Here is a 14820-nt window from a genome sequence, read left to right on the forward strand (position 1 = left end):
GCGGGGCGTCAGACGTCTTCCCAGGGCGAGGAAGAGGATCTACAGTCCTGGAACTGGAAGCGCTTCCAGCATTCCGCCCCGACCCCCAAGGGCTCCAATTCCCGGGTTCTCGGGTTCTCGGGTTCTCCGGCTCTTCGGGGCCTGACGGAAAGGCGCACGGTCCATGGCAGAAGCCGCGCCTCGTCGGCAGCCGACGCTCGACGAGGTGGCCGCACTCGCCGGCGTCTCCCGTTCCGTGGCCTCTCGCGCCCTCAACAACGCTCCGCATGTCAGCCGCGCCAAACGGGAGGCGGTCGAACGGGTCGTCCGGCAGCTCGGTTACGTGCCCAACCCGCGCGCCCGTGCCCTGGCCACCCGTCAGACGGGGGCTGCCGCCCTGGTCGTCTCCGGCGAGGATCCGTCGATCTTCGCGGACCCTTTCTTCGCCCAGGTGATCGTGGGGGCGTCGGCCGCCCTGGAGGAGGCCGACCTGCACCTCATGCTCTGTCTGGCCGCCTCCGACCGGGGGCGCAAGCGGGTGGAGGAGCTGTTCCGGTCCCGGGGCGCCGACGGCGTGATGCTGATGGCGCTGCGCGAGGGCGATCCGCTGGCCCGGATGGCCCAGGAGGCGGAGATACCCGTCGTGTTCGGCGGGCGCCCGGTCGGTCCGGCTCCGCGATGGTACGTGGACGTGGACAACGTCGGGGGAGCGCGCGAGGCCACCGAGTACCTGCTCTCCCACGGCCGGACTCGTGTCGCCGCGATCTGCGGACGTCTGGACACCGAGGCCGGCCGCGCCCGGTACCGCGGATACCGTGACGCCGTGCTGGCGGCCGGCCTCGAACCGTTCTCGGCGCTGGAGGGGGACTTCACCGAGCCCAGCGGCGCCGCCGTCATGGCCGCCCTGTTGCAGAGCCACCCCGACGTCGACGGGGTGTTCGCCGCCAACGACAACATGGCGGCGGGGGCGCTGCGCAGCCTGCGTGAGGCCGGCCGGCTGGTCCCCGCCGACGTCGCCGTGGTGGGCTTCGACGACCTGGAGATCGCCAGGATCGCCGACCCGCCGCTCACCACCGTCCATCAGCCCATCACGGCCCTCGGCCGGGAGACGGCCCGCATGCTGGTCGCACTCCTCGACGGTCAGGACCCCACCCCGCTGATCCTGCCCACCGGACTGGTCATCCGGTCCAGCGCCTGACGGACCGGTCGGCCCGCACCCGGTCGTCCTCGGTGACCCCACCGGTGCGGGCGGCCGGGCGGCGAGGTCACGCCGACGGACTTGATAGCACCCGCCGTGTCCGTCCCGTCCGATGCGGCGCACCCGCGCCGGTGCGCCGCCGTGCTGCTGATCGGACCAGCCGGGCCGGGACGTCGGCCGGCTCGGCGGTCCGGGCCGGGACGTCGGCCCGCCGTCCCGGCCCGGCCGGTACTCCTGCGCGTTCGGCATGGCGGCACTGACCGCGGCGTACACCGCGGTCCAGGCGTGTACGCCCGCCGCCGAGCAGGTGTTGCGCTAGAAGGTCAGGTTCCAGGCGTCGATCTTGCCCGTGTCGGAGGCGGCGTTGTCGTTGACGCGCAGCTTCCAGGTGCCGTTCGCGACCTCCGACGAGGCGTTCACGGTGTAGGTCTGGGCGATGTTGTCGGCGCTGCCGCCGGCGTGGTTGTGCAGCGTGTAGACGGTGCCGTCCGGCGCCACCAGGTCGACCTTCAGGTCACCGATGTAGGTGTGCTTGATGTCCACACCCACCTTGAGGGCGGCCGGGGCGTTGCCGGTCACGCCGGTGACGGCGATCGGGCTCTCCACGGTCGCGTTGTCGTTGACGGCGAAGTCCGTGAGGTTCTCGAAGTACTTGCCGGGCGGCGGGGTCGTCCCGACGGCCTTGAGGGCGTCGACCTGTCCCTCGCCGAAGAACGAGTTGTCGGCCGTCGTGCCCGTGCAGCGGCTGTCCGAGGGGCAGGCGATGTCGTTGGCCTGTGCGGCCAGCTTGGCGCGGATCTGCGCCGGGGTGATGCCCGGGTCGGCGCTCGCGATGAGCGCCGCCACGCCGACCACGTGCGGGGTGGCCATCGAGGTGCCGCTCTTGCTGCCGTAGCCGCCGCCGGGGACGGTGGAGTACACGTTGCTGCCCGGCGCCGCGACGTCGATGACGCCCTGCCCGAAGTTGGAGAACGACGCCTTGGTGACGCCCGTGCCGTTGGCCGCGACCGTGACCACGCCCGGCAGTTCGGTCGGGATGTCGAGGCAGGCGTTGGTGATGGTGCGGGTGACCGGCGTCGAGTCGTTCGGGCTCGCGGAGTCGGTCGTCTTGTGGGCGAGGTCGTAGTTCTCGTTGCCGGCGGCCGCGATCTGGAGGGACCCCTTGCCCTCGGCGTACGCCTGGGCGCGCTCGACGCCCTCGATGATGGCGGCCTGGTCGATGTTGTCCGGGCAGTTGAACTGCCAAGGGTCCGTGTAATAGCTGTTGTTGGTGACCTTGAAGCCGTGGTCACCGGCCCAGACGAAGCCGCAGATGGTGTTCTCGGCGAAGAAGAAGGCGTTGCCCGGCTCGGCGACCCGGACCGCGGCGATCTTCACGCCGGGTGCCACGCCGACGACGCCCTTGCCGTTCTTGGCCGCGGCGACGGTGCCCGCCACGTGGGTGCCGTGTGTGTCGACGTCCCGCCACGCGCCGGCACGGGTGTCGGGCTTGCCGTAGGCGCAGGAGACCGAGTCGGCCGCGTCGAAGTTGGGCGCCAGGTCCTGGTGCTGGTCGTCCACACCGGTGTCCAGGATGCCGACCTTGACGGAGGCGGAGCCCGGGTTCACGGCCCAGGCCTGGTCGGCCTTGATCTGGCTCATGTCGGCGCGGACCGGTTCGCCGGCCGGGGTGGAGGCCTGGGCCGGATTGGCCGGGAGCGCCGGGTTGTAGGCGTCGGCGGGGACGTCCGAGGTGCGCGTGGCACCGACCTGCTGCACGCCGGCGACGCCGCGCATGGCGGTGGCGAATCCGCTGGACGCCGAGTGGGCGACGATCACGCCGATGGCGTCGAAGTTCGAGAAGACGGTGCCGCCGTTGGCCGCGACCGCGGAGCGGACCGCCGCATTGTCACCGGGGGCGGTGATCACGAGGTAGGCACGCGTGCCGGCCACCCAGGCCGCACTCTGGGACGCCGGCACGGCGGCCGGAGCGTGGGCCTTGGCGGCCGGCGCGGTGGAGGGGCCGATGGGGAGCGTGCCCGCGAGGGCGCCGGGGGCGCCGAACGCGAGGGCGGCGCCGAGCGTGGCCGCCAGCACCAGCGTGCGTCTGGGTCGGCTGGATATGTGGGGTCTCATGCGTCCTCCGGAGACGGCCCGGCCGTGCAAAGAGCACAGGCCGGGCCGTACGAAACGAGTGGTGGATGCAAGATGTCAGGTGCATGCTCCTCTGCGGAAGTACCTTTCCGTGCAGGGACGTCATGGGGGGATGGCTGAAAAGAGACCTACTCCGGGAACATCGGAGGTCGGTGTCCAGCAGGAGCTCGGCACGTCCGTCCCACGGTGGTTCGTGCAGCGGGCCCCGCCACAGGAGGCGAAGGCGGTGCCCGAGATGACGTGATGCGCGTCGTGACGCAGAGCCCTTACGCCGAGCGGGGGCCGTTCCGCGGCACAGCACCCAGGCCCGTAACAGCGCCATCTGGGGCTGACGGGTTGGGAACCCGGGATTGCGGTCCTACTCTCGGCATCATGCACCCGGCAATCGACGCAACGCCCCGCCCGGCGCAGGCGTTCTCGACGGCACACCTACCGCCGGCGGAGCGGCTGCGGGCCTGGGAGGAGCACAACGCCGACGCCCTGATCGCCCTGACGTGCCGTGCACCGGGCGGGCAGGACTTCCGGGCGCGGGAGGACAACGTCGACCTCGGGCGGGTCCATCTGGCGCGGGTCCGCACCACGGCGCACGTGGTCGAGCGCCCTGCCGACCTCATCGAACGGCGGCCCACGGGTTCCGTCGCGATCTACGCCGCCCTGCGCGGGGAGGCGCTGTTCCAGCAGGCCGGTCGGCGGCGGGTCATCCGCCCCGGCGACGTCCTGGTCTGCGACGCGGACGGCAGCTTCGTCCGCGGGTTCGGCCAGGGACTCGACGAACTGGCGGTGCGCGTGGACCGCAGCGCGCTGCCGGACGATGTGCACGTCGGGGAACCGCTCATCGTCCGGCGCGACGAGAGCAACCCGTACGGCCGCGCGCTCGCCCGTCTCGTCGGACGCGCCGTCGGCGTCGAGGGCGCTACCCGGGCCGACGAGCAGGCCGTCGTCGACCTCGCGTCCGTGCTGGTGAGCGGCGGGGCCACGCGCCCGCCCGTCGTCCACCGGGCGCTCGCCTGCGCCCTCGTCGAGGACCGGCTGAACGATCCGCGGCTGTCGGCCCCCGACGTCGCCGACGCGGTCGGCATCAGCGTCCGTCAGCTCACCCGCGTCTTCGCCGACGCGGGCACGACGTTCCCGCGCTACGTGCTCGGCCGGCGCCTCGAAGCCGCCCACGGCCTGCTGACCGGACCCGACGCGGCCGAGACGCGCACGGCGACGGTGGCCACCAGGTGCGGATTCCGCTCGATCGCCCACTTCTCCCAGACCTTCCACGCCCGATTCGGCATCACCGCGGGGGAGTTGCGCCGTACGGCCGCGCAGCGGGACTGAACGGCACACGCACGCAGGCGAAAGGAGGTGCCGCAGTCGCGAGGCGTCCCCGGGAACAGCCGCGTCATACGGATTTCGGCCGTCCTGCGGCCAGTCCCGCCCAATGCGGTCGCGGCCGGAGGCACGCTGCCTTCACAGCACCGCGAGAAGAAGGCGAGACGCCCCATGCCCGAGTTCAACGACGGTCAGGCAGAGACCGGCCTCCCGGCATCGTCGCACGTTGAGACCGATGTCCTGATCGTCGGCTCCGGACCGGCCGGCGCCTCGGCGGCGCTGCTCCTGTCGACCCTGGGAATCGACAACATCGTGATCACCAAGTACCGGTGGACCGCGAACACGCCCCGAGCGCACATCACCAACCAGCGGGCGATGGAGATCTTCCGGGACATGGGCATCGAGGACCAGGTACTGGCCGACGCCACCGGCCACGACCTCGTCGGCGACACCGTCTTCTGCACCTCCATCGCGGGCGAGGAGATCGGCCGCATCCGCACCTGGGGCACCCGGCCAGACCGGGAGGCCGACTACCGGCTGGCCTCGCCCTGCCTCACCGTCGACATCCCGCAGACCCGCCTCGAGCCGATCCTCGTCAAGAACGCCACCGTCCGGGGCACCCACACCCGCTTCTCCACGGAGTACCTCTCCCACATGCAGGACGACACGGGCGTCACCGTCCGGGTCCGTGACCGCCTCACCGGCCAGGAGTACGACATCCGGGCCAAGTACCTCATCGGCGCCGACGGCGCCCGCTCCCGGGTCGCCGAGGACATCGGCCTGCCCTTCGAGGGCGCGATGGACATCGCCGGTTCGATGAACATCACCTTCAAGGCCGACATCGCCTCCTACGTCGGCCACCGGCCCTCCGTCCTGTACTGGGTGATCCAGCCGGGCGCCGACGTCGGCGGGATCGGCGCCGGCCTGGTCCGGATGGTCCGCCCGTGGAACGAATGGCTCATCGTGTGGGGCTACGACATCGACTCCGAGCCACCCGTGGTCGACGAGGCCGAGGCGATCCGCATCGTGCGGCAGCTGCTGGGCATCCCGGACCTCGAGGTCGAGATCACCGGCACCAGCCTCTGGGGCAACAACGAGATGTACGCCACCCACCTGCACAGGGGGCGTGTCTTCTGCGCGGGGGACGCCGTCCACCGGCACCCGCCGAGCAACGGCCTGGGCTCGAACACCAGCGTCCAGGACTCCTACAACCTGGCCTGGAAGCTCGCCGCCGTGCTGCGCGGGCAGGCCGAACCGTCGCTGCTCGAGACGTACTCGGTGGAGCGGGCGCCCGTCGCGCAGCGGATCGTCACCCGGGCCAACAAGTCCAGCCGCGAGTTCACCGACATCTTCCAGGCCCTCGGCGTCCTCGGCGCCGAGGACGAGGACGAGATGCGGGCCCTGATCGAGGAGCGCAAGGCCAACACGCCCGCAGGAGCGGCGAGGCGCGCCGCCCTCGTCACGGCGATGGAGACCAAGAACTACGAGTTCAACGCGCACGGCGTCGAACTCGGCCAGTTCTACGAGTCCGCCGCCGTCGTCTCCGACGGCACCCGCCCCGCCCCGAGCAGGGACGAGGACCTCTACCACGTCATGTCCACCAGCCCCGGCGCGCACCTCCCGCACGCCTGGGTCGGCGACAACGTCACCAAGCTCGCCCTGATGGACCTGGTGCCGTACACCCGCTGGACCCTGATCACGGGCATCGCCGGAGAGGACTGGGCCGGTGCCGCCGAGAAGGTCGCGCAGGACCTCGGCGTCCCCCTCGGCACCGTGGTGATCGGCCCCGGCCGCGAGGTGACGGACCTCTACTACGACTGGGCCAAGCTGCGCGAGGTCGAGGAGTCGGGTGCGATCCTGGTGCGTCCGGACAAACACGTCGCCTGGCGCTCGATGAGCCTCGCCGACGACCCCGAGGCGGCCTTGCGCGGCGCCCTCGCCCAGCTCCTCGGAAAGGCGTGACCGTGCGATTCGTCCACGAGACCCTGCCGCAGCGGGTCGTCTTCGCCCCCGGCGCGGCGCCGGCCGCGGTGGCCGCCGAGGTGGCCGCGCTGAAGGCGACGAGGGTGATGCTCATCGCCGCACCGGCCGCGGCCGCCGTAGCCGACCGCGTCGGCGCGGACCTGCCGGTTGCGGTGCGCCACGACGAGGTCGTCATGCATGTCCCGGTCGACGTCGCCGAACGTGCCCGCAGGGCCGCCACGGCGGGCGCCGTGGACGCGCTGGTGTGCGTCGGCGGCGGCTCGACGACCGGCCTCGCCAAGGCGGTGGCGCTGACGACCGGCCTGCCGATCGTGGCCGTCCCCACCACGTACGCCGGTTCGGAGGCCACGAACGTCTGGGGCCTGACCGAGGGCGAGGTGAAGACGACCGGCGTCGACCCGCGGGTCCTGCCGCGCTCGATCGTCTACGACGCCTCGCTGCTGTCGAGCCTGCCGGTGGAGATGTCCGTGGCCAGCGGACTCAACGCCCTGGCCCACTGCGTCGACTCCATGTGGGGGCCGCACGCCGACCCGATCGACCGGGCCCTGGCGGCCGAGGGCATCCGTGCCCTGGCCCGGGGCCTGCCCGCCGTGGCCGCAGACCCGACCGGGCCGGAGGGGCGTGAACAGACGCTGTACGGCGCCTACTTGGCCGCCGTCGCGTTCGCCTCGGCCGGCTCGGGCATGCACCACAAGATCTGCCATGTGCTGGGCGGCATGTTCAACCTCCCGCACGCCCAGACCCACGCGGTGGTGCTGCCGCACGTGCTCGCCTTCAACGCCCCGGCCGTACCGGAGACCGAGCGGCGCATCGCGGAGGCCCTCGCCGGCCCCACCGCGGTGGCGGGACTCACCGCACTGCGCGAGACGCTCGACGCCCCGCGCGCGCTGCGTGACTACGGCATGCCCGAGGACGGCATCGCCCGGGCGGTCGCCCCCGTCCTGGCCGCCGTCCCCGCCGACAACCCCACCGCTGTCACCGAGGAGAACCTCACCGCACTGCTGCGCGCGGCCTGGGAAGGAAGTGACCCCGCATGATCCCGTCCACCCGTGGCGTCTCCCCGGAACAGACGGCCCGAGAGGAAGACCTGATCGCGCGCGTACAGCGCTCCTTCGACTCCTGCAGGGACCCCCGTCTGAAAGAGCTGATGCAGGGGCTCGTCAAGCACCTCCACGCCTTCCTGCGCGACGTCCGCCTCACCGAGGAGGAGTGGAGCAAGGGCATCGAGTTCCTCACCGCCGTCGGCCGTCTGACCGACGACAGGCGCCAGGAATTCATCCTGCTCTCCGACACGCTCGGGGCGTCGATGCAGACGATCGCCATCAACAACGAGGCCTACGGCGACGCCACCGAGGCCACCGTCTTCGGCCCCTTCTTCGTCGAGGGGTCTCCGGCGCTCGAACAGGGCGGGGACATGTCCTTCGGCGCTGCCGGTGAGCCCTGCTGGGTCGAGGGGACCGTCTCCGACGCCGACGGCAGCCCCATCGCCGGGGCCAGGGTCGAGGTGTGGGAGGCCGACGAGGACGGTTTCTACGACGTCCAGTACGGCGACGACCGGGTGGCCGCCCGCGGGCACCTGTTCACGCAGGCCGACGGCAGCTACCGCTTCTGGGGAGTCACACCCACGCCGTACCCGATTCCGCACGACGGCCCCGTGGGCAGGATGCTGGCGGCGACCGGCCGCTCGCCGATGCGCGCCTCCCACCTGCATTTCCTGGTCGAGGCTCCCGGGTGCCGCACCCTGGTCACGCACATCTTCGTCCGGGGCGACGAACTGCTCGACTCCGACACGGTCTTCGGCGTCAAGGACTCCCTGGTCAAGGACTTCCACCGGCATCCGTCGGGCACACCTACGCCCGACGGGCGGGTCGTCGACGGCACCTGGACGCAGGTCCGCTTCGACATCGTCCTCGCCCCCGCCGACGGCCGAGGGACGAAGACTGACCCCCGCACCTGACCGCGCAGAGGGACCGGACTGGATCGAGGCCCGGAAACGGACGTGAACGCCTCGCGCGCACCGCGCGAGGCGTTCACGCCGAGGCGACCGGCAGGGCCACGTGCCGGGGGGGGCGAAGTCGCGGAACGCCGACCACGGTCCGCACAGTGAAGTGGCGGTGGCGTAGACGCCGTCGTTCACGCTCCAGCCCGTCAGACGGGAGCCGAAGAAGTGGTACATGCCGTTGATCTTCACCACGGTGGGTGACTCGACGGTGCCGCCGCTGCCGCAGCGGCACGGGCCATCCCCTTCGGCAGAGGGAGTGAGGGCGGCGTGGTGGCGTGGTCCGGTGGTCCTCCGCCACGGGGCCGCGGGGCCGACGGTCAGCTTGAAGGGCCGGTTGAAGGGCCGGCTGGTCTGTCAGCCGCTCGGGTAGAACTGTGCGTACCAGCGACGGAGTGCTCTGATGCCTTTTTCGTGGGGGAGCAGGATGGGGTGGGGCTGGTGGATCTTGTGGTCCCAGATGGCCGTCTCTTTGCGCACTTCGTCGAGTGCTTCGATGCGGAAGACGAGCTTGGCGAGGGGGGTGAGGAATGGCAGGCGTGCCGGTTTGCGGATGTAGTAGAGCATCCGTAGTTCGCTGGTGTGGTCGTCGACGGGTGTGCTGAGGGCGACGGCGGTCACGGACAGTACGGGTCCGTGGGTGCGGACCACCATGACGCCGGGGCCGTACATGAAGGCGTCGAAGGTGTTGTCGATGTCTCTGCCGAGGACGCGGCGGGAGATGTGGCCGCGGGCCTCGGCAAAGGGGCCGTCGGTGGTCCAGTGCTGGACGGGGGGTTCGCTCTGGCCGTGGATGAAGTGGAAGTGGGACTCGTCGACGATGTTCTCGCGCATCTCCTGGATGTGGATGCGCGCGCGGCAGGCGTCGTCGATGGGTGCGGCGAACTCCTTCGATTCTGTCTCGGGGATCTCGGGCACCTCCCACGTCGGCTGGTCCGGGCCGGCGTGGACGAAGACGAGCCCGCTGTGTTCGCGGACGGGGAATCCGCCGAGCGTGACTTTGGGGGTGTGCACCGCGAAGGGCGCCTGCACGCACCGGCCGTCCGCGCCGAACCGCCAGCCGTGGAACGGGCATTCCACCGTGCCGTCCACCACCTTCCCGCCGGCGCCGAGGTGTGCGCCGTAGTGCGGGCAGTGCGCGTCGCGTACGGCTGCCTGGCCGTCGACGCCCCGGAAGGCGATGAGTGCGCGTCCGAAGTAGTGCAGGCTCACGACTTTGCCGGCGGGCAGTTCGTGGCTGCGCAGGACGGCGTACCAGCCGTGGGGCACGGTCGGCATGGGATTCCGGTCGGCTCGGGGGTCGCGCGGCAGGTCGGCTAAGTTGTCATGTCTACGTCGTGAGGGCATGCGCAGATCGTATTGCTTCCTCGAGTTGTTTCCCGTCAGGCCTGCAAAGCCGCGGGCGTTCGCAGCCGGTGTGCCGGCGGGCCGCGGTTTGCCGAGCCTGCCGAAGGCGATGTGTGGTCGCTACGCGCCGATGATGGTGAAACTGCTTTCGTGGTGCCGGCCGACCGCAGAGACGAGGTGTGGTTCCACGAGGAGGAGGTCGTAGAGGCGCCGACCCGGAGGGGCTTGGCCGTCGGCCCCCGTCGCCTCGTGTACGCCGCCTTCGTTTGCGCCTTCGGCTTCGTTGGCGATTTCAGTGCCGGGCGACGGTTTCGGCGGCGTGGACCGTGGGCGGCCTGGGGGTCAGCGGCCGGCCGGGGTGGGTGTGCGAGGTGCGGCGGGGGTCGGGTGCGAGGTGCGGGATTTGGTGTGGTTGTGGAGGAAGAGGCAGGTGAGCAAGCCAACCGCGAGGACCGCGAGCGGGAGGGCTGTTGTGGTGTGGAGGGTGGAGAGGAAGGCGGCGGAGTAGGGGGCGCCGGTGGCGAGTTCGGCGGTGAGCCGGTTCTGGAGGAGGGCGCTGACGGTGGCGGCGCCGATGACGGAGCCGGTCTGACGGACGGTGTTGTTGACACCGGAGGCGGCGCCGGCGAGGTGGGGCGGGATACGGCGCATGGCCTCGGTGGACATGGGGGCGACGGTGCAGCCGATGCCCAGGCCGGTGAGGAGGGTGGCGGGGAGGAAGGCGTACCAGGGTGTTGCGGGGCCCGCGATGGCCGCGATGGCCGCGATGCCGCAGGCGTAGAGGGTGAGGCCGGCCAGGAGGAGGGGTTTGCCGCCGACGCGGTCGGCGAGGCGGCCCGCGAACGGGCCGAGAGCCATCGACACCACCGACGAGGGTGCCAGGACCAGGCCGGCTTTCATCGCACTCATGTGCAGCACGGACTGCAGATAGAGGTTGAAGGGCAGCACGAGGCCCAGCATGGCGATGGAGATGAGGCCGACCAGCACGGTCATGACGGTGAAGTTGCGGTCTTTGAAGAGGGCGAAGGGGACGAGCGGCTCCCGCTCCTGGGTGGCGCGCTGGTGCAGCAGGAAAGCGCCGGCGAGTACCGCTCCTGCGGCGAGCAGGGTCCAGATGAGTGCGCTCCAGTGGTAGCGCTCGCCTTCCTGGAGGCCGAAGGCGAGGCAGAACAGGGCGGCGGTGGCGAGCAGCACGCCGGGCAGGTCGAAGCGGTGGGTGCGGGCAGGGCGGATGTCGGGGACGACGGTGAACGTCAGGGCCAGCGCCGCGATGCCGAGGGGCACGTTCACCAGGAAGATCCAGCGCCAGCCGACGGTGGAGACGAGGACGCCGCCCAGAGTGGGGCCGGCCAGGGTGGCCGCGCCGGCGACCATTCCCCAGATGCCCAGCGCCGTGCCGCGCCGGTCGGCGGGGAAGACGGACACGATCAGCGTCATCGTCTGCGGGACGAGCAGCGCAGCGCCGAGGCCCTGCACAGCGCGGGCGGCGATCAGGGCGGCCGCGCCGGGGGCGAGCCCGCAGGCGATGCTCGCCAAGGTGAACACCGTGAGGCCGGCGGCGAACAGGGTGCGCGGGCCGCGCAGGTCGCCGAGCCTGCTCGCGGTGATGAGGAACACCGACAGGGCGAGGGCGTAGCCGCTCACCGTCCACAGGGCCTGGTCGAGCGTGGCGCCGAGGTCGCTGATCATGTCGGGGATCGCGATGTTCACGATCGTCAGGTCCAGCAGGGTCATGAAGAACCCGAGCGAGAGCGTCACCAGCACCGCCCAGGGGTTCGCGCGCCACTTGCGCACAGCAGTCTCCTTCGTCCGTCGGGGGGTTGCGGGCCGGTCGCCCGCCGTCGTCCCTCACGCTAATGCATCATCAGAGATGTATCAATAGAGATGTATCTCTGGACGATGTATCGAGACGGATGTACTGTGCGGGTATGGATGGAGTCGAGCTGTTCCTGTTGGGGCGCACCCTGATGAAGATCGGGGAAGGCGCCATGCCCGAGCCTGAGGGCGGTACGGCTCGCTACGGCGGCGGCGTGCGGTCCGTGCTCATCGTGGTGAACGATTTGGCATCCCACCCCGACAGTGCGGTCGGCGAGATCGCCGCCCGCACCGGACTCCCGCAGAGCCAGGTCTCCACGGCCGTGGCCCGTCTGAAGGAGGCCGGCGCGGTCGTCACCGAGAGCGATCCCGCCGACCGCCGCCGCCTCCTGGTGCGTCAAGCGCCCCGTCCTTCCGACCGGATGGTCCAGGTCAGGGCGTCCACTATCGACGGCGCGCTCGCTGACGCGCTCGGAGACGAGGACCCTGCGGCGATGAAGGAAGTCACCGACGCGCTCGATACGCTGGCCCGGTATCTGTCGCCGCAGGCGGCGCGGCGCACGCAGAGCTGACGCGGCGCGCGCAACGCTGACGAAGGGTGTGCATCTGTCTTCGTTCGTGCGTGGGTTGTTGTTCGACGTGGATGCGGTGGTGGCTGCCCTACACCCGACATGACGCCGGGGAACCGGCGTCCGACTGCTGATTCTCGGCTTCGGATCGACGTTCGGGGTCTTCTCGAGCAGATGACTCGCCCCCCGGCGGAGGTGTTCCGGGGGCGTCGTCGGCCCAGCCGGTCACTCCAAGGAACATGGCGTCCGGACGCCACCACGGCGTCGTTCGGCACCACACCGATCACCTCCTAGGGGCGATGCGGCGGCTGCGTGCGGACACGTGTGCGGACATTCGCGAGGCCCCGGCCGGCGAGGACGCCGGGCGGGGCCGAGTTCGAAGAGTCGAGGTATGGATCACGATGCGTGCGCCGGGACGCCGCACCGCCGTCGTCGGATCAGAAGGGAAGACGGCCACGCGCCCGGCGACCCGCGGAGCCGCTGCGACCGACGGCCCGCGAGCTGGACTGGAAAGGCTTGCTCAACAAGCGCCCGAGCGGGCCAGGGGCCTTGGAACCGGCACGTGACCCCCAACCCAGCGTGCGCTGGGCGCCGTTCTGAGGATGCTTGCTCAGCCGTGGGACGACGAAAGCGAGTATCGCGAGGACAACGCAGAAGGCGATCACGCCGACGATCATCATGGGAGCTCCTGGGCCGGTCTGGAAGGGGCACAACTCCGTGCCGTCACACGGACTCGTCTTTTTGCTACCGACCGGCTGCCCGCTTCAGAGCGGAGCACGCCAGGCGGACCGAAAGGCCGGCCTGCCGATGGGGCCTCTTGCCGATCAAGTCGCCAGGGCCCGTATCGAACGCGGTGCGCGCAGCCGCTCGTCGGTGGCTGCGACGGGGACGCAAGATCATTGCATGTTCAAGATCAATCGTGATGCGCGACCGCAGTCGAGGAATTCCAGCACCCGGCGCCAGGTCGACTCGGCTGCGGGAAGGTCGGCAGCGGCGTGCAGAAGGAGCGCACCGGCAGCAGCGGTGCGCTCAGGCCGATCACTGGAGGTCGTGTCCCCGCCGGACGCGAGAGCGTTTCAGAGAGGGGTCCCGCCACCGGCCGTGCACGCGTTGGTCAGGGCGCCCACGGCGTGAGCATCTCCTTCATCGTGTCGGTCAGGGCGATTTGCAGCAGCGGTCCGTAGGTGATCCGGCCGACGCCGAGGCGGCGGAAGCGCTCCAGATCATGCTTGACGGGATGCGCTGTGGAGTTCACCGGAACGGTGGTTGCGTCGGTCACGGCGGCCAGCAGGCCGTCGTTGTCCTGAATGCCCACGGGGTAGACACTGTCGGCGCCCGCCTGCTCCAGGGCGTGCAGTCGCTCGATCGCCTCCTCGAGGACGGCGGAGGCGTCCTCGGCCTGGAGGAAGAGGTCGGTGCGCCCGTTGACCCAGACCGGGATCCCGGCGTCGTCAGCCGCTGCGCGCAGGCCCGCGATGTAGTTTGCGTGTTCCTTGGTGGTGCGCAGGCGTCCGCCGTCCGAGTGGACTGTGTCCTCCACGTTGAGACCGACTCCGCCGGCTTCGGTGAGTCCGGCGATGAGGTCGGCGGGCTCTTGTCCGTAGCCGGCCTCCAGGTCCACGGAGACGGGAACGTCGACTGCCGCGATGATGGGCCTGACGGCGGCGAGCACCTCCTCGAAGGTCTGCCCCTCGTGGTCGTCGGCCCCACGGGAGTCGGCGAGCGGATGACTGCCGATGGTGAGCGCGGGGAATCCGGCGCCGGCTGCCGTCCGCGCGGACCAGACGTCCCAGACGGTCGGCAGTACGAGCGGCTTGTACTCGGCATGCAGCTGCTTGAGTCGTTGAGCGCGCTCAACGGTGGTGCGAATGTCCATGCCGAGGACGCTACCCCGCGGGTCCACCACGACAACGCGTCAATGGCGCGCCGCTCGATCGGGAAGGCGATTCGCCGCCTCGACAAGACCGCCGCCGCCCGCCTGGTCACCGGAGCCGGAGCGGGACGGTGCGGGCCTCGTGGGAACCTGGACGGGTCGCTGATCGTCCTCTTGGGCATGCCTCGCGCTCTCGTTCTCGGAATCGACCCATGTGCGGTGCCGGGTATGGGCGGAGGCGCCCTTCGAGTGGCTCTCGACCAGGAACTGGCCCGTTTCGGCGAACACGCCATCGATGCGTCAATGACGCTGATCGAGCTGGACGAGTCTGCTGAGCCGGCGATCGTTGCAGCACTGTCCGAGCACGACTGGGACGTCGTCGTCATCGGGGGTGGGATCCGCAAGCCGGAGCCGCTTCTGCCCCTCTTTGAACTGGTCGTGAATCTGGTCCGGCGTCATGCGCCGAAGGCTGCGATCGCGTTCAATACGAGCGGCGGCGACAGCGTCGAAGCAGCCAAGCGGTGGCTGTGAGTCGGAAGTTGCTTTGAGGCTTCGGCGGCGGTGGGAGAGTTGTGCTCAGGGCCGTGATCCGGACCCGGTGACCTGA

General features: G+C 70.7%; 12 protein-coding genes. 7 read left to right on the top strand and 5 right to left on the bottom strand.

Annotated features, from left to right (window positions below; all coding sequences use genetic code 11):
* The first annotated feature begins 163 nt into the window (after positions 1-163).
* Positions 164-1177, top strand: coding sequence for a LacI family DNA-binding transcriptional regulator (locus tag ACH4ZA_RS32440; RefSeq protein WP_398432819.1), 1014 nt, complete (start codon positions 164-166; stop codon positions 1175-1177).
* Between the two features lie 315 nt (positions 1178-1492).
* Here ACH4ZA_RS32440 and ACH4ZA_RS32445 read toward each other — a convergent pair whose 3' ends face one another.
* Positions 1493-3253 carry a S8 family peptidase gene (locus tag ACH4ZA_RS32445; protein ID WP_398432858.1) on the bottom strand — a complete coding sequence of 587 codons (1761 nt, stop codon included), beginning with the start codon at positions 3251-3253 and terminating at the stop codon, positions 1493-1495.
* A 429-nt stretch (positions 3254-3682) separates the two neighbouring features.
* Between ACH4ZA_RS32445 and ACH4ZA_RS32450 the strand changes: the two genes are divergently transcribed.
* The 4 genes from ACH4ZA_RS32450 to ACH4ZA_RS32465 all read left to right on the top strand — a co-directional run bounded on the left by ACH4ZA_RS32450 (position 3683) and on the right by ACH4ZA_RS32465 (position 8567).
* On the top strand, positions 3683-4633 hold the full coding sequence (locus ACH4ZA_RS32450; protein ID WP_398432821.1) for a helix-turn-helix domain-containing protein: 951 nt from the start codon (positions 3683-3685) through the stop codon (positions 4631-4633).
* 165 nt (positions 4634-4798) lie between these two features.
* Positions 4799-6589 carry an FAD-dependent oxidoreductase gene (locus ACH4ZA_RS32455; RefSeq protein WP_398432822.1) on the top strand — a complete coding sequence of 597 codons (1791 nt, stop codon included), beginning with the start codon at positions 4799-4801 and terminating at the stop codon, positions 6587-6589.
* A 2-nt stretch (positions 6590-6591) separates the two neighbouring features.
* Positions 6592-7647, top strand: a complete 1056-nt coding sequence (locus ACH4ZA_RS32460) for a maleylacetate reductase (RefSeq protein ID WP_398432823.1) — start codon at positions 6592-6594, stop codon at positions 7645-7647.
* Positions 7644-8567, top strand: coding sequence for a dioxygenase (locus ACH4ZA_RS32465; RefSeq protein ID WP_398432824.1), 924 nt, complete (start codon positions 7644-7646; stop codon positions 8565-8567). The genes ACH4ZA_RS32460 and ACH4ZA_RS32465 overlap by 4 nt, the downstream gene beginning before the upstream one ends.
* 399 nt (positions 8568-8966) lie before the next feature.
* Here ACH4ZA_RS32465 and ACH4ZA_RS32470 read toward each other — a convergent pair whose 3' ends face one another.
* Both ACH4ZA_RS32470 and ACH4ZA_RS32475 read right to left on the bottom strand, forming a co-directional pair.
* Positions 8967-9887 (bottom strand): Rieske 2Fe-2S domain-containing protein, encoded by a 921-nt coding sequence (locus tag ACH4ZA_RS32470; protein ID WP_398432825.1) that lies wholly within the window; start codon positions 9885-9887, stop codon positions 8967-8969.
* Positions 9888-10298: 411 nt separating this feature from the next.
* The gene (locus ACH4ZA_RS32475) at positions 10299-11750 is read right to left on the bottom strand and encodes a DHA2 family efflux MFS transporter permease subunit (RefSeq protein WP_398432826.1); all 1452 of its coding nucleotides are present in this window, start codon (positions 11748-11750) and stop codon (positions 10299-10301) included.
* 134 nt (positions 11751-11884) lie between these two features.
* On the opposite strand from ACH4ZA_RS32475, the gene ACH4ZA_RS32480 reads away from it, so the two are divergent.
* Positions 11885-12343 carry a MarR family transcriptional regulator gene (locus ACH4ZA_RS32480; RefSeq protein WP_398432827.1) on the top strand — a complete coding sequence of 153 codons (459 nt, stop codon included), beginning with the start codon at positions 11885-11887 and terminating at the stop codon, positions 12341-12343.
* 434 nt (positions 12344-12777) lie between these two features.
* Here ACH4ZA_RS32480 and ACH4ZA_RS32485 read toward each other — a convergent pair whose 3' ends face one another.
* Both ACH4ZA_RS32485 and ACH4ZA_RS32490 read right to left on the bottom strand, forming a co-directional pair.
* Positions 12778-13020 (bottom strand): DUF6411 family protein, encoded by a 243-nt coding sequence (locus ACH4ZA_RS32485; RefSeq protein WP_398432828.1) that lies wholly within the window; start codon positions 13018-13020, stop codon positions 12778-12780.
* A gap of 434 nt (positions 13021-13454) precedes the next feature.
* Positions 13455-14216 carry an isocitrate lyase/phosphoenolpyruvate mutase family protein gene (locus ACH4ZA_RS32490; RefSeq protein WP_398432829.1) on the bottom strand — a complete coding sequence of 254 codons (762 nt, stop codon included), beginning with the start codon at positions 14214-14216 and terminating at the stop codon, positions 13455-13457.
* 177 nt (positions 14217-14393) lie between these two features.
* Between ACH4ZA_RS32490 and ACH4ZA_RS32495 the strand changes: the two genes are divergently transcribed.
* Positions 14394-14744 carry a hypothetical protein gene (locus ACH4ZA_RS32495; protein WP_398432859.1) on the top strand — a complete coding sequence of 117 codons (351 nt, stop codon included), beginning with the start codon at positions 14394-14396 and terminating at the stop codon, positions 14742-14744.
* The last annotated feature ends 76 nt before the right edge of the window (positions 14745-14820 follow it).

This window comes from Streptomyces sp. NPDC020597 (assembly GCF_044335095.1).
Taxonomy (GTDB): domain Bacteria; phylum Actinomycetota; class Actinomycetes; order Streptomycetales; family Streptomycetaceae; genus Streptomyces.